We start from the raw sequence: 22,070 nt of genomic DNA on the forward strand, positions 1-22,070 counted from the left end.
GATGAGGACTGCTTTCTATCCGGCGGCGGTCCTCGTCGCCACTTTGTCGGTTCCGGCCATGGCGCAAGAGAGTGCCGACGCGCAGGTGTCGGCGCTGGCGGACCAGTGGTATTCGCAGCGACTGTCCGATTACGGGCAGATCGAAGAAGCCAACGGTAGCACGACCCCGGGCGGCAAGTTCTGGTCGGTAACCCCGGAGGCCAATCGCCAGCGCGCGCAATATGCCAAGACCATGCTGGCGAAGCTGGATAGCATCGACGGCGGGGCATTGACCGCGGAAGGCAAGACCGACGCTGCCGTATTTCGCCACCTGCTCCAGACCGAAATCGGCGATGCGAAGTTTCGCGAATGGGAAATGCCATTCGATAGTGACAACAGCTTCTGGAGCTATCTCGCTGCGCGTAATGGCTTCACCACGGTCGAAGAATACGATCGCTACATAAGCCGGATGCGCGACCTTCCCCGGTTCTTTGCCGAGAACAAGGCAAACGCCCACGCAGGCCTGAAGCGCGGTTTCAGCGTACCTCGAGTTACATTGGAGGGTCGCGATGCCTCGCTTGCAGCTTACGTGGTGGACGATCCCGAGAAGAGTCCGTTCTGGGGCGCGTTCAAGCAGATGCCCGAGCGCTTCCCCGCTGCAGAGCGCGAGCGTTTGCTGGCAGAGGGCAGGGCGGCGATCTCCGAAGCGGTAACGCCGGCATATCGCGACTTCCTGGCATTTTTCCGTGACGAGTACCTGCCGAAGACGCGCACGACACCGGGAGCAAGCGAGTTCCCCGACGGCAAGGCCTACTACGAGCAGCAGATCCGCGAATATACTACGCTGGACCTGACCGCCGAGCAAATTCACCAGATCGGCCTGTCGGAAGTAGCCCGCATCACCGCCGAGATGGAGAAGGTGAAAGCAGAGGCCGGGTTCGAGGGCACTCTACAGGAGTTCGTCCACTTCCTGAGGACCGACCCCCAGTTTGTCGCCAAAACGCCTGACGAGCTGATGGGCGTATCGGCCTATGTCGCGAAGCGTGTCGATGGAAAGATTGCAGACTATTTCGGCTTCCTGCCACGCCATCGCTTCACCATTCGCCCGGTCGATCCGGCGATTGCACCATTCTACACGGCGGGGCGGGGCGGGCTCGATGCGTGCCAGATGAATACCTACGACCTGCCATCGCGTCCGCTGTACAACATTCCGGCCCTCACCATGCACGAGTGTATACCGGGCCATAGCTTCCAGGCCGGCGTGGCACTGGAACAGGCCGAGGCGCCGCGCTTCCGTCGCGAAACCTACTTCTCCGGTTTTGGCGAGGGTTGGGGTCTCTACACCGAGTATCTCGGTAACGAGATGGGCATTTATCGCACGCCCTACGAGCGTTTCGGCCAGCTCAGTTACGAGATGTGGCGCGCGGTTCGACTGGTGATCGATACTGGCATCCACCAGTACGGATGGAGCCGCGAAAAGGCGATGGATTACCTCGCATCCCGCACTGCGCTATCGACGCACGAGGTCGGCACGGAGGTCGATCGCTACATCAGCTGGCCCGGGCAGGCCCTGGCTTACAAGCTGGGTGAAATGACCATTCGCCGGGTGAGAGCAAAGGCCGAAAAGGAGCTCGGTCCGGCATTCGACATCCGCAAGTTCCATGATGTGGTGCTGTCGCTGGGGTCGGTTCCGCTCCCGGTGCTTGAAGAGCGGATCGACGCCTTCATCGCCGATGGCGGCCAAGGACTTCCCGGGGTGAAGTACGATTAGGAGGCGGTCGTTTTCGAAACAGCGGAGGCTGCGTGTGGCTTCTGTTCGAGCTTCGATATTTCACGCGCAATCCTACCAAGCGTGTTCGTGCAGCATCGTAACTCGTTGAGCGTTAACAACAGGCCGGTCCGACCAAGCTTCTGCTGATCTTGAACATTGGCAAAAAATGCATTGGCAACTTGATTGACTTGAAGAACCTGCATTCGAGAATGCACGATATCGCATCGAATGCCGTTCAACTCGACGAGCTCGTCGAGGAGTCCATCAACCCGAGCCTTTTCTGACTTCGAGTAGCTTGGTGCCGCCGGGGTCTTACGAAGAGCTTCGATATTCTGAGCAAGTAAAGTCTTTGAAGCGATCTTCAAGACGGCCAATCTTTCCCGAACCGACTGGTCGGCATGATTGTGGGCATCTATGAACTCACTCCGAGCGATAGAAAACTCGGCAGGGATATTGCTGCTCATTTGCTAATCGTAGCAAAAAATCCCTGCCGAATCCTAAACTAAACCAGCTGCGCGGCGTTCTCGTCGCGGTGCTTCTTGAGGTATTTCATGAACGGCGTGCCGCCGGTGCCGACATCGGGGTCGTTCCCCGCGATGCTGCCGGCCTGCTTGTTGATGTAGCTGGCGGCATATTCGAGGTGTCGGGTCCGGAAACGCGCCGACTGTTCTAGGCAGGCGTTGAAAGCCGCCTTCAGTTCCGCGTTGTCGGTCCCTGCGACGAAAGTGCGCAGCGTCGACTGAGCGGCAAGGTCCTCGATGAAGCGGCGGTGCTCGACGGGGCGGTACTGGTGCAGCTCGTCGAGGAACTGGCGCAGCGGATCGTCGCTGTGGCCGACCTGGAACAGGGCATCCATCGCCGGGACGATGCTCGACTGCGAGCCGGTCTGGCCGCGGAAGGCCTGCGGCTTGTCCTCGTAACGCTTCATACCTTTGTAGACGAGGCCGCCGCCTGCCAGTGCCGGGTTGTTCGCCCAGCCATGGATGTAGGGACGCACGCGGTGGAAGTAGATGTAGGGATCGCACTGCTCGGGCATGCGGGCGAAGTGGGCGTAGATGCGCTCCCACGCCTCGTCCATTTCGCGCAGCAGGCGCGTTGCCTCTGCTTCATCGCCAGTCTTGGCAATGGTCACCAGCTTCGCCGCGTTGTCGAGCAAGACGCCGGCCTCGGCCTCGATCGCGACATGGACCAGGACGAACCAGTTCTCGTCCGCACCGCCAAGGAAGTTCTGGTACATGGCGATGTTGTCGAGCGTGACGGGGCCGGTCTTGTCGAGCCGGTACCAGTTGTCGAGCACATAGCCGGAATAGGGAAGAAGCGGTGCCTGGCCGAGGCGATCGGCAATTGCGCACATCGGGCGTGCGAGATTGGCGGGCAGGTGCGCGGGCGGTGTGGGTTCGCCCCAGACGTAGCCCTGCACGATGAAGGAGTAGTGGACCATCGCGGTGCGCACTTCCTCTTCGGGCGCAGTTATGGCCCATTCACCGATGTCGGGATCGGGCAGTGCATCGAGGAAGTGCCGCACACGGCCGCTGGTCAGCAGCGCCGAAAGATTGCCTGCTGCCTCCACGATGGGCGCGAATTGTGCGGGAAGGGTAACCTCGTCGATTTCGTAATGCGAAAGGTAGCCGCGCTCGCGGCTCATACCGTAGTCGGAAAGCTCCATGTGAGTGACTCATCGCCGGGCGCGGGTTGGGCCGCCCGGTCAACGCGTGCATTCGTATCCAATGAAACCGGTTTGCTCAAGTGACGCTACGGAATCATTGTGGAAGGATCAGAGCGTAGCGCCGGGAAATCGGACGAGGATTTCGTAAGCAGTCTTGTCGCTAACCCCTGCAAGTTTGACACCCTTGCGCAGCAAAAATGCGTGGCGAACGATTTCGGCCTGCTGTTCGATACCGTATTTCTCAAGGCCCCAACCAGGCTTCAGGCTGTAATCGTATCTGGCCCAAGGCATCCGGTGCGTCAGTAAGTACCACTTACCCTTTGTCTGCACCTGCCAGACATGGGTTAGCTCATGGATGAAGTGTGCCTGGCGAAATATGTCGGCATGGGCGAAATCATCGCAATAATTCTCTCCATGGGGGTGGAAATGCAGGTGACCGCGCGGAGCCATGGTGACCTTGCGAGGTTGAAAGGGGAAGAACTTACGCCGCCGAATGGTGACCCGGTCAAAGTCGATCGCAGAGCCGAAAATTTCCGCTCCCAAGGCAACTTCACCACCCGTCAAGCATCGCTCGCCACCGATGGGACACGAAGGTAGGGCATCGGACTGATGGGTTTCTACACCCAATGTGTCGGTCAGGTTGGTCAGCGCTCGTCCCCAGGACCCTTGATATCTGCTTCGGCAGTCACGCTCTTGCCACCAGCAATCGTCAGGGTCAGCTCAGTCTTGCCCCCGGCTACCAGCGAGGAGTCTAGATCGAAGGCCATGACATGCTTTCCGCCCGGCTCGAAGCTGACCTTATCGCCGGGCTGGAGCATGGGAGGACCCATTTCACCCATGACCATCTCGCCGTCCCACTCGGCCATTTCGTGCATCATTGCACTGCTTGCGCCTTTGACGCTGGCACTGCGGATTGCGACATTGCGGTCACCCTTATTCTCGACATTGAAATAGACCGCGCCCGGATTTCCGGAAACGGCAGGGAGAACCAAGCGGGCATCGGTGACTTCCAGTCCCGTTTCGCTCTTGTCCGCGGAGGTTTCGGATGGAGCATTGCCTCCTGTGCATCCTGCCAGAGGTAATGCAGCTGCGAGAAGGGCCAAGCCTGCGAAACGCGCGAAATTCATCGAATTGTCTCCCTGTTGTACGGGTAAAAAACTAGCGGGGCACCTCTCTTGTGCCAAGTGAAACCGCACCTATATCCCATCAGTAACACACACCTAACACACCACTCTCAACGAGCCGCCGAGTGGTCTTGCCAAAGACGGGAGACCGACAGGGCGGCGTCCAACGAACCAACTGATGGGGAAACCATGGCTAAAGTAATCGGTATCGACCTCGGCACCACCAACAGCTGCGTTGCCGTGATGGACGGCGGCAAGCCCAAGGTCATCGAGAATTCGGAAGGCGCGCGCACCACGCCCTCGATCGTTGCCTTCACCAAGGACAGCGAGCGCCTGATCGGCCAGCCTGCCAAGCGCCAGGCCGTTACCAACCCGGACAACACCCTTTTCGCGATCAAGCGCCTCATCGGCCGCCGCTTCGACGACCCCATGACCAAGAAGGACATGGAGTTGGTCCCCTATGACATCGTCAAGGGCAAGAACGGCGACGCATGGGTCGAAGCAGGTGGCGAGGAATACAGCCCCAGCCAGGTTTCCGCCTTCATCCTCCAGAAGATGAAGGAAACCGCCGAAAGCTATCTTGGTGAAACCGTGACCCAAGCGGTCATCACCGTTCCCGCATACTTCAACGACGCGCAGCGCCAGGCGACCAAGGACGCCGGCCAGATCGCGGGTCTCGAGGTCCTGCGCATCATCAACGAACCGACCGCAGCCGCTCTTGCCTATGGCATGGAGAAGGACGACGGAAAGACGATCGCAGTCTACGACCTTGGCGGCGGCACCTTCGACGTTTCGATCCTCGAGATCGGTGACGGCGTTTTCGAGGTGAAGTCGACCAACGGCGACACCTTCCTGGGCGGCGAAGACTTCGACAGCGCGATTGTCGAATATCTCGCGGACGAGTTCAAGAAGAAGGAGAACATGGATCTCCGCACCGACAAGCTCGCCCTTCAGCGCCTCAAGGAAGCAGCCGAAAAGGCAAAGATCGAACTGTCGAGCTCGGCCCAGACCGAAATCAACCTGCCCTTCATCACTGCCCGCATGGAAGGTGGCGCAACCACGCCGCTGCACCTGGTGGAAACGCTGACCCGTTCGAAGCTCGAGCAGCTCGTCGGCAACCTCATCCAGCGCACGCTGGAGCCCTGCAAGAAGGCCTTGGCCGATGCCGGTATCGACAAGGGCGGCGTTGACGAAGTGGTTCTGGTGGGCGGTATGACCCGCATGCCCAAGGTGCGCGAAGTGGTCGAGGAGTTCTTCGGCAAGAAGCCGCATACCGGTGTGAACCCGGACGAAGTCGTCGCCATGGGTGCTGCCATCCAGGCCGGCGTTCTGCAGGGTGACGTCAAGGACGTCCTTTTGCTCGACGTGACCCCGCTTTCGCTGGGCATCGAAACGCTGGGCGGCGTGTTCACCCGCATGATCGATCGCAACACGACGATCCCGACTAAGAAGACGCAGACCTACTCGACGGCCGAGGACAACCAGCAGGCTGTTACGATCCGTGTGTTCCAGGGTGAGCGCGAGATGGCAGCGGACAACAAGCTGCTCGGCCAGTTCGACCTCGTCGGCCTTCCTCCGGCGCCTCGCGGCGTTCCGCAGATCGAAGTCACCTTCGACATCGACGCGAACGGCATCGTCAACGTGTCGGCCAAGGACAAGGGTACCGGCAAAGAACAGCAGATCCGCATCCAGGCCTCGGGCGGCCTCAGCGACGCCGACATCGACCAGATGGTCAAGGATGCCGAAAAGTTCGCCGAGGAAGACAAGAAGCGGCGTGAGGGTGCGGAAGCGCGCAACCAGGCCGACAGCCTGGTCCACACGACCGAGAAGCAGCTCGCTGAACATGGCGACAAGATCGACGCTTCGCTGAAGTCGGACATCGAAACCAAGATCGCAGCCGTAAAGACCGCGCTCGAAGGCGACGATGCTGCCGCGATCAACAGCGCCTCGCAGGAGCTGACCGAAGTGGCGATGAAGATGGGTCAGACCATCTATGAAGCCGAGCAGGCTGCTGCAGCCTCGCCGTCCCCCGAAGGTGATGCCGCCGGCGGCGATGCTGCTGCCGACGAGGAAGTGGTCGACGCGGAATTTTCCGAAGTCGACGAAGACGGCAAGAACTGATCGCCTGATGATAACCCAACCGCCACCGGTGCCAATTAGCTCCGGTGGCGGCTAGGTTTGGGGCGGATAGAACAATGTCAGCAACCGAAGTCGATTTTTACGAGGTCCTGGGCGTTTCGCGCGATGCGGACGGCGCGACCATCAAGAGCGCCTATCGCAAGCTTGCGATGCAGTATCATCCGGATCGCAATGCCGGGTGCAAGGAGAACGAGGACAAGTTCAAGGCGGTGAGCGCCGCCTATGAATGCCTCAAGGACCCGCAAAAGCGTGCAGCCTATGACCGTTACGGCCATGCAGCCTTCCAGAATGGTGGACCGGGTGCAGGCCATCCGGGCTCAGATTTCGGCGACATCGGCGATATCTTCGAAACCATCTTCGGCAGCGCCTTCGGCGGCGGTGGTCGTGCACAACCGCGTCGCGGAGCCGACCTGCGCTACGACATGCAGATCGATCTCGAGGATGCTTTTCATGGCAAGTCCGCCGAGATCGAGATCGAGGTCTCGCAGAACTGCGAGACCTGCCATGGCTCGGGTGCGACGCCCGGAACGCGTGCACGCACTTGCAACCTTTGTAGCGGGCGCGGACAGGTAAGGGCCAAGCAGGGCTTCTTCGTTGTCGAACGTCCCTGTCCGAACTGCCATGGCAGTGGCGAGGTAATTACCTCGCCGTGCCGCGATTGCGGCGGGGAAGGACGGGTCGATCGCCCGCAAAAGCTCGAAGTCGAAATCCCGCCCGGTGTTGATACCGGTACGCGCATTCGGCTTTCCGGAAAGGGGGAGGCCGGGCCGCGTGGAGCGCCCCCGGGCGATCTCTACATCTTCGTTCATGTGAAGCCGCATGCGATTTTCCAGCGCGAAGGCACGACATTGGCGACGCGTGTGCCGATCAGCTTCACCAAGGCTGCTCTCGGCGGTTCGATCGACATTCCCAACCTTGATGGCGAGGAAGTCACGATCGAGATTCCGGCGGGCATCCAGTCGGGCAAGCAATTGCGCCAGCGTGGTGCCGGCATGCCTGTCCTTCAAGGACGAGGACGCGGCGATCTCGTTATTGAAATTGCCGTCGAAACTCCCACGAAGCTCAGCAAGCAGCAGCGAGCGCTACTCGAACAGTTCCGTGAAACCGAAACTGGCGACGAATGCCCGGAAAGCCGGGGCTTCTTCGACAAGCTGAAAAGCACCTTCGGGGGTTAATGTAGCCTCTCGCTCACTTCACGCCTGATTTCGTCGATAAGCTTCAGCGAACAGCGCCCGGATATCTGCTCCTCGTCCAGGACGGCGTGAAACGCGTCCCGTTTGAAATGCCGTATCGTGTCCTCCGGGAAGGGGTGCTGCATCGTTGAACAGACGAGGTCGATCATACGCTCGGCCCCGTGCAGCCGCCCCCAGAGATAATCGTTCTCGCGGTAGGCGCGGCTGAAGAAGGCGCCGAAATTGTAGAACTCAATCCCGCGCAAGGTAGCTTGTGTACCGCCTGCGCGGATGCTGCGGGCGTCGTCGGGACTGATCCGGTCGACTTTCACCGGATCGAATTCGGTTAGACCCTCATTGCGAAGCAACGGAAGCGTGGCGACGTCGTAAAAGGGAAAGCCGAGGTAGGCGAAGAGCATGCGACGACGCAGGTTCTTCGGCATCGCTTCAAGCGCATCGGCGAACATTTCTTCTGCCTTATCGTCCACCGATGGCAGGTTCCGGGCGATATCGATGAAATCCAGTACCGGACCGGGCTCGGTCATGACATGCTGTGCCAGTGGTTCGAATTTGGCGCCCAGCGCCGCAACACCCTCCAGCTCGAAAAACAAGGACATGATCTTGTAGACCGCATCGCGGCCTGCCTCGAGGGCGTCGTCGGGTATGTCCGGGTCCGCCTCCCAATCGCGTGAAAGCCTGCGGGCCAGAAGTCGCAGGCGGCGGATGCGAAAGCCAATGTCGTACCTGCGAAGGAAGTCGATAGCCTCTGCAGATGCTCCGCCGCCAGGTGCAACGAGACTGGCGAGACCGCGGCGTTCCAGTTCAGCACGCAAGACGGACTCGATCGGGCCGGTATCTTCAAGGCCCAGCTTTGGCGCTGCCAACAACGAAAGGCGCGCCAGTCGGGTAACGATGCCGGCAAACTTGGCCTGGGCGTATGAATGAAACGCGTATCCTGCCGTTTCCGCCGCTGCTTGCTGGGCCTTCTTGCGCCACGCTGCGAGACGGGGAGGAGTAGGGCGATCGAGAAACAGCGTCCTTCCGAACAGTTTCTCCACCGCCGCATCGACCTCGGGACGCAGAGCGGCAACGATGCGCGTCATCCGCGCGGCCTCGCGGCTTTGTTCCTCCAGTTGCTCGAGATTGTCCCTGATCGGTTGCTCGCGCGGGATCGTCGAGAGCGAGCCGAAAATTGCGGAAAAGAAACCGACGGGCTGGTCCAGGCCCTCACGCCGATGACTGAAACGGTCGGGGCGTGGATCAACGTAGACAAAGCGCCGGTCGACCTCACGCTGGGCCGGGCGGCCTTGCAATGCGGCGATTGCCCCGGCGAAGGGCTTGTTCACCAGCACCGACCCATCGATCAGCGACACATGGTGCATGGTGTCGCGTTCGGCATGGACCGGCATGATGCGCTCGAGAAAAGCCTCGCGCCCGCTCCAATGGCGACCCGATTGCTCGGCGAGCGCATCGATTTCCTCGATCCGAAGTGGGGGGAAAGCGCCGGGGAAGCTGGCCGTCGCGCGAGCGGCAAAAACGAGCTCCAGCGGATTTGCGAGACTTTCTCCTCCATGCAGCGGGCTTCGAGCACGAAAGGTGATAGGCATTCGATGCTCTGTGTCCTCGACCACCGGCGGACTGTTGAGCCGCAACAGTTCGAGGTAGCCGTGGTAATCGGTCGTTGTGACGTAAAGGTCCAGCGGATGACCCGGAGGAAGCAACGGGGCTTCCGATCGGGTTTCCGCCATCGCGCTGAATGCCTTCTCCAGCAGTTTGGAAAATCCGAGCCCGGAAAAGGGCGGTTCGAACCAGCGACCGCGGATCAGGTGCGAAACCTTGTGCTCGACTTCGGCGCGCGTTTCGGGCGCCACCGTGCTGGCGATGTCGCTACCAGGCCGGCTAAGCATCCAGTTGGCGAATGGTTGAGCCCAGATCTTCGACAAGCGCCAGGAAGGTTTGGCATCGGGGTCCACGAGCTGGTCCACGTCGGCGACCTCAAGCCACAGATTGGTCAGTGGTTCGAGGGACTGGCCGGAGTGGATTGCCTGGGCGAGGAAGACGGCGTTGATCCCGCCCGCGCTGGCACCGCTCATGATGTCGGGCAGGATGCGGATGCGCAGGCCCTGGTCTTCTTCAATCCTTTCGAGGAGCCGGCGATATACCGCATCGACGCCACTGCGGGGCGCGTCATGGGTATGAAAATCCCGGCTCGCCCGCGCCAGTTGCCATAACTCGCGTGTTACACCGTGCATATAGACCGCCAGGCTCACCCCGCCGTAGCAGATCAGCGCAATTCGCAATTCTTTCTGACGCATCGAAGACTGTCATGCATGGATAGAACGCGCAAGGCAATTGCGTTCTTGAATTGTTCCGGTTAGCTAGACTGCATGGCCAAGCCAAAGAAACGCTATGTCTGCCAAGCCTGTGGTAGTGTCTCCCACCGCTGGCAGGGGCAGTGCGCCGACTGTGCCGAGTGGAACACGTTGAGCGAAGAAGCGCCCGCAACGGTCTTCTCGCTCAAGCACGACCTTTCGAGCGGGGGCAGGGGGATCGAGTTCGTCGATCTCGACAAGCCGGGCCTTCTTCCGACGCGTCAACCGACCGGACTTGCCGAATTCGACCGCGCGCTGGGCGGCGGGCTGGTGCCCGGATCCGCCATCCTGATGGGAGGTGATCCGGGAATCGGGAAATCGACCCTCCTGTTGCAGGCTGCGGCCCGAATTGCCCGTGAGGGACATGGGGTCGTCTATGTCAGCGGGGAAGAAGCGACGGGCCAGGTGCGCATGCGGGCGGCACGGCTCGGACTGTCCGATGCACCGGTCAAGCTCGCTTCTGCAACCGGTGTACGCGACATTCTGACGACGCTTGGCGGGATGGATGCACCGCGTTTCCTTGTGATCGATTCGATTCAGACAATGCATTCGGACACGATCGAGGGCGCTCCCGGCACGGTAAGCCAGGTGCGTGGATGCGCCTTCGAACTGATCCGTTACGCCAAGGAAAACAATGTCGCGCTGGTGCTGGTCGGCCACGTGACCAAGGACGGTAACATCGCCGGGCCACGCGTGCTGGAGCACATGGTCGATGTGGTGATGAGCTTCGAGGGGGAGCGCAGCCACCAGTATCGCATCCTGCGCGCGCTCAAGAACCGCTTCGGTGCGGTCGACGAGATCGGGGTCTTCGCCATGGCCGGCGAAGGACTGGAAGAGGTTGCCAACCCGTCCATGCTGTTCCTCTCCGGCCATGACCGGCCGATGGCGGGCAGCGCGGTCTTTCCCGCCATGGAAGGGACGCGACCCGTTCTTGTCGAGATACAGGCGCTCATCGTCCGGCTGCAGTCGGGCGCAACACCGCGCCGGGCCGTGGTTGGCTGGGATAGTGGGAGACTGGCCATGTTGCTCGCAGTCCTGGAGTCGCGCTGCGGTCTCAATTTCAGTTCGGCAGAAGTCTATCTCAACGTCTCGGGTGGATATCGGCTGTCCGATCCTGCCGCAGACCTCGCAGTCGCCGCGGCGCTGGTGAGCGCACTTGCCGACAAACCATTACCCGAACGCAGCGTTTGGCTCGGCGAGGTGTCGCTTTCAGGCGAAGTCAGACCTGTGGCCCACGCGGGAATGCGCTTGCGCGAAGCAGCCAAGCTCGGTTTCGCAAAAGGTTTCGGTCCGTCCGATGCCAAGGGCATCTCTTCGGAACTCGAGTACTCAGGCTTGGGACAACTCGCGAACCTCGTTGACCGTATCGTCGGGACCTAATACCCGTCCAAAGGGTCATGACGGGTTTCGATCTCATAGTTCTGCTCATCGTGGGCATAGCCGCTGTTGGCGGCTTTATGCGTGGCTTTGTGCAGGAAGTACTTTCGATGGGAGCCTGGGTTCTTGCGGCTTTTGCCATCCGCTACCTGCACACCCCGCTGACGCTGGCCATGCAGAATTACATCGGGGCCGACATCACAACCTCGCTGCTCGCGTTCACATTGTTGCTCCTCATTCCCTATGCCGCGATGAAGGTCATCGCCAACAACGTAGGGCAAGCTTCGAAGAATTCGATCCTCGGACCGATCGACCGCGTGCTGGGTTTCGGCTTCGGCGCGCTCAAAGGCATCTTGATCACGATCCTCGCCTTTTCTCTCCTCGTGCTCGGCTACGATACCGTGTGGAGCTACAAGGGGCGCCCAGCATGGATCACAACCGCACGCAGCTATGAACTGATCGACGCAAGCTCGCGCGCCTTGGTAGAAGTGTTGGCGGAACGCCGTGCGCGTCTCAACAAGCAGCAGGCTACCGGGGAAGAATGACCGCCAGGCCAAGCGGGGTGCTGTATTCTCCGCAATTGCTGTCACTCGCCGTCGAACTTGCCGATTACCCGATCCGGACCTCAGCACCTGCCCTGGGCCATGCCCGATCGCGCACTTGCGGCAGCACGATCGTCCTCTCTTCAATGTCGGCCGAGGTCGTCTCCGAACCTGGGTTGAAAGTGGCAGCCTGCGCCGTCGGGCAAGCCGCCGCCGCTATCTTCGCGCGCTCGGCAGAGGGCCTGACGGCTAGAGAATTGCAAGTGCACCTTGAAGAAGTCGAGGGCTGGCTTTCTGGTGGGGAGGGTCTGCCACGCTGGCCGCGATTCACTGCGCTGATTCCGGCACGCGATTATCCCGGACGGCACGAGGCGATCCAGCTGCCGTGGAGAGCGGCGATCGATGCGCTTTGCAAGGGTGAGGGCGACGGCTAGACCGCTTGCTCGAAATACAAAGGGACCGAGAGGGGAGCATTACGAATGGCTGCAGATGGCGCCACGCACAGAGAACCGACCGACAAGGAAATTCGCCTGGTCATCGCGGCAAGTTCGGCGGGGACGATCTTCGAGTGGTATGATTTCTTCATCTACGGCACGCTTGCTGCGCTCATCGGCGCCGCTTTCTTCCCGAGCGACAACGAAACGCTGGAAATTCTGCTGGTCTGGGCGGGCTTCGCGGTCGGCTTCGGATTTCGGCCTCTGGGTGCCATCCTCTTCGGCTTCCTCGGAGACAAGCTTGGACGCAAGTACACCTTCCTTGTGACAGTTACGCTCATGGGTATCGCCACGGCAGGCGTCGGCCTCATCCCCGGGGCAGCGAGCATTGGCCTTGCTGCGCCACTCATCGTTCTCGGCCTGCGCATCCTCCAGGGCCTGGCGCTTGGCGGCGAGTATGGCGGCGCTGCCATCTATGTCGCCGAACACGCCCCTCCCGAAAAGCGCGGCTATTACACCAGTTTCATCCAGGCGAGCGTGGTCGGCGGGTTCGTGCTTTCGATCGCCGTGGTGGCTGCATGCCGCGCATTGATCCCCGCTGACGACTTCGCAGCCTGGGGCTGGCGTGTGCCGTTCCTGCTCTCGATAATCCTGCTGGCCATATCTCTCTGGATGCGACTGAAGCTCAACGAGAGCCCGGTGTTCCAGGCGATGAAGGCTGCGGGCGAGACAGCGGGCAACCCCTTCGTCGAAAGCTTCACCTACCCCGGCAACAAGAAGCGCATTTTCGTCGCTCTCTTCGGCGTTGCGGGTGTGCTGACGGTGATCTGGTACACAGCCTTCTTCTACGGCCTTTCGTTCCTCCGCGGCCCGATGCGGATGGAGGACAGCCTGACCGAGTGGGTCATGCTCATCTCGGGCCTGATTTCCATGTCGTTCTACATCTGGGTCGGGCGCTGGTCCGACAAGGTGGGCCGCAAGAAACCGATCATCATCGGTGCGATCGCGACGCTGGTCTTCCTGTTCCCGATCTTCTGGGGGCTGGGTGCGCTGAGTAATCCGGGGCTGGCCAGCAGCGCGCGCGAGGCTCCGGTCGTCGTTGCGGGAGAGAACTGCACCTACGATCCCTTCGCCAGCAAACAGGCCACCGAATGCGGCCGCCTCCTTGCCGACCTGACTTCTCTCGGCGTCTCCTACGCGGTAGCCGATCCTTATGGCGAGGCTCGCGCGACAGTGGGGGGTGAGATTATCCCTATCGACATGACCGACGACGCGGGACGTAAGGCGGCACTGCAGTCGGCTCTCGAAGCCAAGGGTTACGACTTCTCCAAGCAGACGCCGCCACCTGGAAGCCTCATCGGGATCATCGCGCTGCTTTGCTCGCTGGGGATGCTTTCCGCGCTGACCTACGGCTCGGTTGCGGCATTGCTTGCAGAGATGTTCCCGGCGCGCATCCGCTATTCCTCGATGTCGATCCCGTATCACATGGGCGCGGGCTATCTCGGCGGATTCCTGCCGCTCATCGCGGGGTATATTGTCGCCAGCACCGGGAACGCCTACGCGGGCCTCTGGTATTGCTGGGGTGTGATGGCCTTCGGCCTCGTCGTGGCATGGTGGGGCATCCCGAGCGGACCGCCGAGCGACTTCGAGGAAAGCGGAGAAGATCCGCCAGCCTCGCCCGTACTTCCATGAGGACTTGATGACCGAACTGCCGCCGCCGACCCTGCGGCTCGATATCGACACTGACGCGCTTGCCCACAACTGGCGCGCGCTTGACGCCATGTCCGGCGCGGCGAGAGCAGGGGCTGCGGTGAAGGCCGATTGCTATGGTCTAGGCGTGGACGCGTGCGTGCCTGTTCTTCGGGACGCTGGTTGCCGCGATTTCTTCGTCGCCCACTGGAATGAGGTTCCGGACGTGCTTCGCCATGTGCCCGCCGCGCAGATCGCGGTCCTGCACGGCCCGCTCAGCGTAGATGACGCCGCGTTTGCGAGGGCCACTGGCGTCATTCCCGTAATCGACAGCGTCAGGCAGGCGAAGCTGTGGTCCGAGACCGGTGGCGGTCCCTGTCACCTGATGGTCGATACCGGCATCAATCGCCTCGGGATCTCGACGCGCGAGGTCACGGAACCTTCTATTCAGGCACTCGATGTGCGCATCCTGATGAGCCACCTCGCCTGCGCGGACGAGGATAGCGACATGAACGCTCGCCAGCTGGCGAGTTTCAAGGCCGTCATGCCGCATGTTCGTCATCGGGAAACCAGCCTCGCCAACAGCGCCGGAATCGGTCTTGGCGGCGACTACCACTTTGCGCTGACACGGCCCGGCCTTGCTCTGTACGGGGGTGTCCCGACCAAGGCATTCGATGACGCAATCCGTCAGGTAGCACGCCCGCAGGCTGCGATCATCCAGACCCGGCTTCTCTCTGCGGGCGACACCGTCGGTTACAACGCCACGTTCACTGCACCCACTGCCATGCGTGTCGGTGTCGTTTCGCTGGGGTACGCAGACGGCATCCTTCGCGCCTGGGGTGGAGGACACTTTAAACACGGCGATATCTCGCTGCCGATCCTCGGGAAGGTCTCGATGGACATGATCGTGATCGACCTGACGCACGCGCCCGAGATTGCCGAGGGTGACTGGGTTGAGTTGCCCTATCACCTGCCCAATGCTGCGCAGCAAACCTCTCTTTCGCAATATGAATTGCTTACCGTTCTGGGACGTCGGTTTACACGCTGACAGCTGCGTGTTGCGCTGCACATTGTGCGAGTGCTAAGACCATCGCAACGCACAAACGGGGAGTTGCGAGCACATGGCCAAGCGTACAGCTGAAGGCGAGCCGATCATCATCAAGAAATACGCCAACCGGCGGCTCTACAACACCGATACCAGCAGCTATATTACGCTCGACGACCTCGCCGGCATGGTGCGCGAGAATGTCGACTTCCAGGTGCTCGACGCGAAAACGGGCGACGACATCACCCACACCATCCTGACGCAGATCATCGTCGAGGAAGAATCCAGCGGATCGCAGATGCTGCCGGTCAGCTTCCTGCGCGACCTCATCTCGATGTACGGCAATTCTATGCAGTCGATGATGCCGAGTTACCTCGAAGCGAGCATGGCCAATTTCCGCAAGAACCGCGAGCAACTGCATGACGCCTTCATGAAGGGCATTTCGTCGAACCCGCTTGCCAAGATGGCCGAAGTGAACCTGAAGATGATGCAGGGCGCGGCCGAAGCCTTCATCCCCGGTGCGCGCAAGGCAGCCAAGCCGGACCAATCGGACGAACTGGCCAAGATGCGCGAGCAGATGGCGGCGATGCAGAAGAAGCTGGACGAACTCAGCAAATAGCGGCATCGGCCCGTCGCCTTTTGAACTGCTAGATTACGGGAATTTGCGACGTGGCCCAGATCCGCCATGCCTTGAACACCAAGCGCGCCGACGATTTCGCCGCCTGGTACCAGGAAGTCATCTCCGCCGCCGAAATGGCCGAGGAGTCGGGGGTGCGCGGCTGCATGGTCATCAAGCCGTGGGGCTACGGCATCTGGGAGCGCATGCAGCGCCTGCTCGATGACCGGATCAAGGCGACCGGCCATGACAACTGCTATTTCCCGCTGTTCATTCCGCTCTCGAACTTCGCCCGGGAGGCAGAGCATGTCGACGGCTTCGCCAAGGAAATGGCCGTGGTCACCCACCACCGCCTTATCGCCGGTCCCGAGGGCGGCCTGATCCCCGATCCCGAGGCAAAGCTGGAAGAGCCGCTGGTCGTCCGTCCCACCTCCGAAACCATCATCGGCGACGCGATGGCGCGCTGGGTCCAGTCGTGGCGCGACCTGCCGCTCAAGCTCAATCAGTGGGCCAACGTCGTCCGCTGGGAAATGCGCACCCGCATGTTCCTGCGCACCAGTGAATTCCTCTGGCAGGAAGGACACACGGCACATGCCGACGAGGCCGAGGCGAAGGAGCACACGCTCCGGATGCTTGAGGTCTATCGCGCTTTTGCGGACGAGGACCTGAGCCTTGCCGTGATCGCTGGCGAGAAGCCCGAGAACGAACGATTCCCCGGTGCGGTCGAAACCTGGTCGATCGAGGCGATGATGCAGGACGGCAAGGCATTGCAGGCCGGCACCAGCCACTATCTCGGCACCAATTTCGCCCAGGCCAGCGGCATCCAGTACCAGGACCGCGAGGGCTCGCAGACATATGCCCACACAACCAGCTGGGGCGTATCGACCCGCATGGTCGGCGGGGTCATCATGACGCATGGCGATGACGACGGCCTGCGTCTGCCTCCCAGGATCGCGCCGCAGCAGGTCATCATTCTGCCGATGCTGCGCGAGGACGATGGCGATGCGAAGCTGATTGAATATTGCGAGGGCCTGCGTGCGACGCTCGCCAGCCAGCACGTGCTGAGCGAACCGCTGCGCGTCCTGCTGGATACGCGCCCGGGCAAGGCGGCACAGAAACGCTGGGACTGGGTGCGCAAGGGTGCCCCGGTCATCGTCGAGGTCGGTGGTCGCGACATGGAGAACGGCGTGGTCAGCATGCTGCGCCGCGATCGCCTGTGGGACGAAGCGACCGGTAAGCCCGCCTTCCAGACCCCGACGCGCGAGGTGGCCGGTCAGACCATCCCCGATGTGCTCGCCGACATGCAGGCATCGCTGCTTACCCAGGCGACCGAGCGTCGCGAGGCGAACATGACCCGCGGCGTAACCGACTTCGCCCAGGTCGAGGCGCATTTCGGTGGCGATGCCAAGTACCCGGGTTGGATTGAAGTCCAGTGGTCGAAGCCCACCGGCGCCGCGCTCGACAAGATTGTCGAGCAGCTCAAGGCTCACAAGCTCACCATGCGCAACGTGCCGATCGGTTCGGCCCCTGCCGATGGCGCTTGCATCTTTACCGGTGAGAAGGCGGTTGAGCGGGTGTTGCTGGCAAAGGCCTACTGACTTGATCTGACACGGGGATTGGCCGAGACGGGCTGGCATGAAAAAGCTCGCACCTCTCGCCCTCCTCGTTTCGACCCCGCTTTCGGCGCAAGGCACGCCTCCGCCAGCTACCGACCCGGGCGCCGGGGTTTCGGAATCTCGGTTGCGTGCCGACATCGACACGCTGGTCGCATTCGGGACACGACATACGCTTTCCGAACAGGATAATCCGAAACGCGGGATCGGCGCGGCGGTCGACTGGGGCCTTGCCGAATTCGGACGAATTTCGACGGAGTGCGGAGGATGCCTAGAAGTCGTCACCCCGGAACGCATGGTGCAAGGCGATCGCATTCCGAACCCGGTCCGTCTGCGCAACGCCGTCGCCATCCAGCGCGGCTACGAGCGCCCGAATGAGGTCGTGATCGTTCAGGGGCACATCGACAGTCGCGTTTCAGATCCTCTAGACTGGCAGAAGGATGCGCCGGGCGCGAATGACGACGGTTCGGGAACGGTGTTGGTGCTCGAAGCGGCGCGCAACCTCACGCAGCGACGCTATCCGGTGACGATCGTCTATGCGCTCCTCTCCGGTGAGGAACAGGGCCTCTTCGGCGGCCGCCTGATGGCCGACTATGCGGCGGAGCAGGGCTGGAACGTCAAGGGCGTGCTCAACAACGATATCGTCGGCGGGTCCTGCGGCAGCGATGGCTGGTGCGACGATGCTCATGTCCGCGTATTCTCGGAAGGCCCGCGGGCCGACCTGACCGACGAACTGCGCGCCATGCAGCGAAGGGAAGGCGGGGAGAACGACACCCCCGGCAGGAACCTCTCGCGGTATATCGACCGGCTCGCTGAGAACACGGACGGGAGCCTCGATGTCCGTCAGATCTGGCGTGCCGACCGCATGGGACGCGGCGGGGACCAGATACCGTTCCTCGAGAAAGGGTATCCCGCGGTGCGGATCACCGTCGCGGTCGAGAACTACAACTGGCAGCACCAGGACCTGCGGACCGAGGATGGCATCGAATATGGCGATACGCCCGACAAGATGGACTTTCCCTATCTTGCCCGCGTGACGCAATTGAACATTCGCGCACTTGACGCTCTTGCCCGCACTCCCAACCCGCCCAAGTCCATCGCGAAGGCGGCGGTCCAGACCTTCACCGATGTCAGCTGGGAGGAGGTGCCGGGTGCCATCGGTTACTCGGTCTGGCAGCGTCGTACCGACGAGCCTTACTGGCCCGAGGATCCGGTGATCGCGAACGTCGTTGCGACCAGTGCCCGCCTTGAAGGCGTACGCGGCGACGACTGGATCTTCGGGGTGAGCGCAGTCGGCAAGGACGGCACGAGCGGACCCGTTGCCAGCGCGGTCCCGGCCGGCCAATACGCGCCTGTCTTATCCAAGAAGGATGACAGCGAGTAAGCGCGTCCCCATATGGCGCGCATGACAAAACAGAACAAAAGCCGGCGCCCCGCGAAATTGCAGGCGGGGATGCCGAGCAAGGAACAGATACTCGAATTCCTCCAGAGCTCCGAAACCCCCGCAGGTAAGCGTGAAATCGCCAAGGCCTTCGGCCTCAAGGGGCAGGAGAAGATCGCGCTCAAGAAGCGTCTCAAGGACATGGCCGAAGAAGGCCTGATCGACGGGAAGCGCACTGCCTATCACCGGATGGGCGGCGTCCCGAAGGTGACCGTATTGAAGGTGGTCGGGATCGAGGATGGCGAGCCGATCGCCGAACCCGAAAACTGGGCACCTGATGCGCCCGGAAAGCCGCCCCGGCTGACCGTCAAGGAAACGAAGAAGATGGCCGCGCTCAAGCGTGGCGACCGTTTCCTTGCCCGCACCGAAGAGGTCGGTAGCGGCTGGATCGCTCATCCGATGAAAAAGCTGCCGGCGCGCACCGAGGGGATGATGGGCGTCGTCGAAATGGACGGTGCGGGCAATCCCTGGCTGGCGCCGGTCGACAAGCGCGTCCGCGATTCCGCGCCCATCGGCGAGCTGGGCGAAGCGAAGGAAGGTGATCTCATCCTCGCCGAAAGGATGGGCAAATCGGTCCGCTCGAAGGTCAAGGTGGTCGAGGTCATCGGCGATCCGCTGGCGCCCAAGGCCTTCAGCCTGATCGCCATCGCCAAGCACGGCATCCCGCATACATTCGCGAATGAAGCGCTCGATGAGGCCCGAACAGCGACCGAACTGGCCCTGAACACCGAGACACGCGAGTACCTGCGTGCGGTCCCCATCGTTGCCATCGACCCTGCCGATGCCCGCGATCATGACGATGCCATCTGGGCCGAGCCGGACGGGAAGGGCGGCTACAACGCCATCGTCGCGATTGCCGATGTGTCCTATTACGTCCGCCCGGGCGGCGCGCTCGATCGCGAGGCAAGGAAGCGCGGCAATTCGGTCTATTTCCCCGACCGCGTCGTGCCGATGCTCCCCGAGATTCTCAGCGCAGACGTCTGTTCGCTCAAGCAGGACGTGGATCGCGCTGCGATGGTTTGCCATATGCATATCGATGCCGAGGGCAAGGTCAACAGTTGGCGCTTTACCCGCGCCATCGTGCGGCTCGCTGCGAACATTGCCTACGAGGACGCGCAGGCGGCCATCGATGCTGGCGACGCGCCCGAATACCTCCAGAACCTGTGGGGGGCGTGGAAACTGCTGTTCAAGGCACGCGAGGCGCGCGATCCGCTCGACCTTGAGCTGCCCGAGAGGCAGGTGAAGCTCAACGATGCAGGCAAGATCGAGGAGATCGCCATTCGCGAACGCCTTGATGCGCACCGCGTGGTCGAGGATTTCATGATCGCCGCCAACGTCGCCGCCGCCAAGGCCCTGGAGGCCAAGACCGCACCCGTGGTCTATCGCATCCACGAACAGCCGAGCCGCGAGAAGCTGATTGCCCTGCGCGATTATCTCGCCACGCAAGGCCGCAAGCTGGCGATGGCCCAGGTCGTCACTCCCGGCCTGTTCAACCGCATGCTCAAGGACATTGCCGATCCGTCCGAAAAGGCGCTGATCATGGAGGCAGTACTGCGCAGCCAGACGCAGGCCTATTACGGCCCCGCGAACGCCGGCCATTTCGGCCTTGCGCTGGGCAGCTATGCCCACTTCACCTCGCCTATCCGCCGCTATTCCGATCTGCTGGTCCACCGCGCGCTGGTCGATGCCTACAAGCTCGAGCAGCCGAAGCCGAAGGTCGACCTGCCCGAAACCACCGGCCTGTCGGACCGCGACAAGAGTGCGTTGCACCAGATCACCGATGCGATCAGCCAGACCGAGCGCCGGGCGATGGAGGCGGAACGCGACACCATCGACCGCTATGTCGCGGCATGGCTCTCCGGCCGCGTGGGCGAAACCTTCGACACGCGCATTACCGGCGTGCAGGGCTTCGGCTTTTTCGCCACGATCGACAAGCTGGGCGGTGACGGGCTGGTCCCGGTCAGCACGCTGGGCCGCGAGTATTTCAGCTACGACGAAAAAGCGCAGAAGCTGATCGGCGAGCAAAGCGGCACGGAATATGCCGTTGGTGACCGGCTCAAGTTGAAACTGGCCGAAGCCAATGCGTTGACCGGCGCCCTCAAGTTCGAAGTGCCCCATAGCGACGGTGCCGCGATCGAGAAGCGCGGCCATCGTCCGCCGCCGCGCAGCAAGCCGCCGCAAAAGGGGAAAGGCGCTCCCCGGCAGAAGCACGAGCAGGGCCAGCGAGGACGACCCAAGAACATCCGCCACCAGGGTCGCGGCAAGAAGCGCTAGGCTTGCAGGCGCTGCAACAATTGCGCTGATTCCCTGTCGGCGGGGTAAAACGCCTCGATCGCGAGTTCGGACAAGGTGACGTCCACGGGTGTCCCGAAGATCGTCACCGTCGAGACGAATGAGACGCGACCGACGACCGTGTCGATAATTAGTGGCACGGCTATATCGTTGGCTACTCCGGTGTGGTTGTCATTGGCCTGCCGGTCGTATCCAGACAGCTCTTCGCGCAAGGCGGCCAGGACGGGGTCGGCGCTGGCTTCGACCTGCCGGTCCAGTCGATGCAAGATATGTGCGCGCCATTCATCGTAGTTGACGATCTGGGGGGCGAGACCGTCGGGGTGCAGGGCTATTCGGAGAACGTTGGCAGGTGGCGCTAGCAGGCTCGGGGCCACCTGTTCCGTCAGGATCGTCACTGCGGCATTGGCGGCGACCATGTTCCAGTGCCGGTCAACCGCGAGAGCGGGGTAGGGCTCGTGTCCGGCCAGCACATGATCGACGATGTCCCGCATCGCCGCCAGTTCGTCGCTGTCCAGCGCTCGTTCGCGGTATTCAGGCGCGTAGCCTGCGGCGAGCAGCAATGCATTGCGAGCGCGATGAGGAACGTCGAGGCTTTCCGCCAGACGCTCGATTACCTCGGGGCTGGGGCGGGAGCGTCCCGTCTCGATAAAGCTTAGGTGCCGCGTCGATATCTCGGTGTCGAGGGCCAGGTCCATCTGGCTCATCCGGCGACGTGCACGCCATTCGCGCAACTGCTGGCCCAACGGTGCAACGTCCATCGCTTGCTCCTTCGCCACCACGCCTAGCGTGCGAGGAGAA

Annotated in this window: 18 protein-coding genes; 12 read left to right on the plus strand and 6 right to left on the minus strand. The window is 61.8% G+C overall.

Annotated features, from left to right (window positions below):
* The first annotated feature begins 1 nt into the window (after position 1).
* Positions 2-1,750, plus strand: a complete 1,749-nt coding sequence (locus IRL76_RS05545) for a DUF885 domain-containing protein (protein ID WP_200983792.1) — start codon at positions 2-4, stop codon at positions 1,748-1,750.
* On the opposite strand, the gene IRL76_RS05550 is transcribed toward IRL76_RS05545, so the two are convergent.
* From IRL76_RS05550 to IRL76_RS05565, 4 genes are all read right to left on the minus strand, one after another.
* Positions 1,747-2,214, minus strand: a complete 468-nt coding sequence (locus tag IRL76_RS05550) for a hypothetical protein (protein WP_200983793.1) — start codon at positions 2,212-2,214, stop codon at positions 1,747-1,749. The genes IRL76_RS05545 and IRL76_RS05550 overlap by 4 nt on opposite strands.
* 38 nt (positions 2,215-2,252) lie before the next feature.
* Positions 2,253-3,416 carry a PrnB family protein gene (locus IRL76_RS05555; RefSeq protein ID WP_200983794.1) on the minus strand — a complete coding sequence of 388 codons (1,164 nt, stop codon included), beginning with the start codon at positions 3,414-3,416 and terminating at the stop codon, positions 2,253-2,255.
* Between the two features lie 108 nt (positions 3,417-3,524).
* Positions 3,525-3,980, minus strand: coding sequence for a vgr related protein (locus IRL76_RS05560; protein WP_246450015.1), 456 nt, complete (start codon positions 3,978-3,980; stop codon positions 3,525-3,527).
* A gap of 80 nt (positions 3,981-4,060) precedes the next feature.
* Complete coding sequence (locus IRL76_RS05565; protein WP_200983795.1) at positions 4,061-4,543, minus strand: copper chaperone PCu(A)C; 483 nt, start codon at positions 4,541-4,543, stop codon at positions 4,061-4,063.
* Positions 4,544-4,729: 186 nt separating this feature from the next.
* On the opposite strand from IRL76_RS05565, the gene dnaK reads away from it, so the two are divergent.
* Positions 4,730-6,661 carry a molecular chaperone DnaK gene (dnaK, locus tag IRL76_RS05570; protein WP_200983796.1) on the plus strand — a complete coding sequence of 644 codons (1,932 nt, stop codon included), beginning with the start codon at positions 4,730-4,732 and terminating at the stop codon, positions 6,659-6,661.
* Between the two features lie 74 nt (positions 6,662-6,735).
* The gene (dnaJ, locus tag IRL76_RS05575; RefSeq protein WP_200983797.1) at positions 6,736-7,854 is read left to right on the plus strand and encodes a molecular chaperone DnaJ; all 1,119 of its coding nucleotides are present in this window, start codon (positions 6,736-6,738) and stop codon (positions 7,852-7,854) included.
* On the opposite strand, the gene IRL76_RS05580 is transcribed toward dnaJ, so the two are convergent.
* Positions 7,851-10,166, minus strand: coding sequence for a patatin-like protein (locus IRL76_RS05580; protein WP_200983798.1), 2,316 nt, complete (start codon positions 10,164-10,166; stop codon positions 7,851-7,853). The two genes, dnaJ and IRL76_RS05580, sit on opposite strands and share 4 nt — an antisense overlap.
* Positions 10,167-10,238: 72 nt before the next feature.
* Between IRL76_RS05580 and radA the strand changes: the two genes are divergently transcribed.
* The 9 genes from radA to rnr all read left to right on the plus strand — a co-directional run bounded on the left by radA (position 10,239) and on the right by rnr (position 21,254).
* On the plus strand, positions 10,239-11,603 hold the full coding sequence (gene radA / locus IRL76_RS05585) for a DNA repair protein RadA (RefSeq protein WP_200983799.1): 1,365 nt from the start codon (positions 10,239-10,241) through the stop codon (positions 11,601-11,603).
* Positions 11,604-11,620: 17 nt separating this feature from the next.
* Positions 11,621-12,145, plus strand: a complete 525-nt coding sequence (locus tag IRL76_RS05590; protein ID WP_200983800.1) for a CvpA family protein — start codon at positions 11,621-11,623, stop codon at positions 12,143-12,145.
* The gene (locus tag IRL76_RS05595; RefSeq protein ID WP_200983801.1) at positions 12,142-12,576 is read left to right on the plus strand and encodes an iron-sulfur cluster assembly scaffold protein; all 435 of its coding nucleotides are present in this window, start codon (positions 12,142-12,144) and stop codon (positions 12,574-12,576) included. The genes IRL76_RS05590 and IRL76_RS05595 overlap by 4 nt, the downstream gene beginning before the upstream one ends.
* A 45-nt stretch (positions 12,577-12,621) precedes the next feature.
* Positions 12,622-14,268: an MFS transporter gene (locus IRL76_RS05600; protein WP_200983802.1), complete on the plus strand. Its 1,647-nt coding sequence runs from the start codon at positions 12,622-12,624 to the stop codon at positions 14,266-14,268.
* 7 nt (positions 14,269-14,275) lie between these two features.
* On the plus strand, positions 14,276-15,313 hold the full coding sequence (gene alr / locus IRL76_RS05605) for an alanine racemase (protein ID WP_200983803.1): 1,038 nt from the start codon (positions 14,276-14,278) through the stop codon (positions 15,311-15,313).
* A gap of 73 nt (positions 15,314-15,386) precedes the next feature.
* On the plus strand, positions 15,387-15,929 hold the full coding sequence (phaR, locus tag IRL76_RS05610; RefSeq protein ID WP_200983804.1) for a polyhydroxyalkanoate synthesis repressor PhaR: 543 nt from the start codon (positions 15,387-15,389) through the stop codon (positions 15,927-15,929).
* 50 nt (positions 15,930-15,979) lie between these two features.
* Positions 15,980-17,524 carry a proline--tRNA ligase gene (gene proS, locus IRL76_RS05615; protein WP_200983805.1) on the plus strand — a complete coding sequence of 515 codons (1,545 nt, stop codon included), beginning with the start codon at positions 15,980-15,982 and terminating at the stop codon, positions 17,522-17,524.
* A gap of 37 nt (positions 17,525-17,561) precedes the next feature.
* Positions 17,562-18,923 carry a M28 family peptidase gene (locus tag IRL76_RS05620; RefSeq protein ID WP_200983806.1) on the plus strand — a complete coding sequence of 454 codons (1,362 nt, stop codon included), beginning with the start codon at positions 17,562-17,564 and terminating at the stop codon, positions 18,921-18,923.
* A 69-nt stretch (positions 18,924-18,992) separates the two neighbouring features.
* Positions 18,993-21,254: a ribonuclease R gene (gene rnr, locus IRL76_RS05625; protein ID WP_200983807.1), complete on the plus strand. Its 2,262-nt coding sequence runs from the start codon at positions 18,993-18,995 to the stop codon at positions 21,252-21,254.
* Here the strand turns inward: rnr and IRL76_RS05630 are convergent.
* Positions 21,251-22,030 carry a helix-turn-helix domain-containing protein gene (locus tag IRL76_RS05630; protein ID WP_200983808.1) on the minus strand — a complete coding sequence of 260 codons (780 nt, stop codon included), beginning with the start codon at positions 22,028-22,030 and terminating at the stop codon, positions 21,251-21,253. The genes rnr and IRL76_RS05630 overlap by 4 nt on opposite strands.
* Positions 22,031-22,070 lie beyond the last annotated feature (40 nt).

Source organism: Qipengyuania soli, assembly GCF_015529805.1.
Classification (GTDB): Bacteria; Pseudomonadota; Alphaproteobacteria; order Sphingomonadales; family Sphingomonadaceae; genus Qipengyuania; species Qipengyuania soli.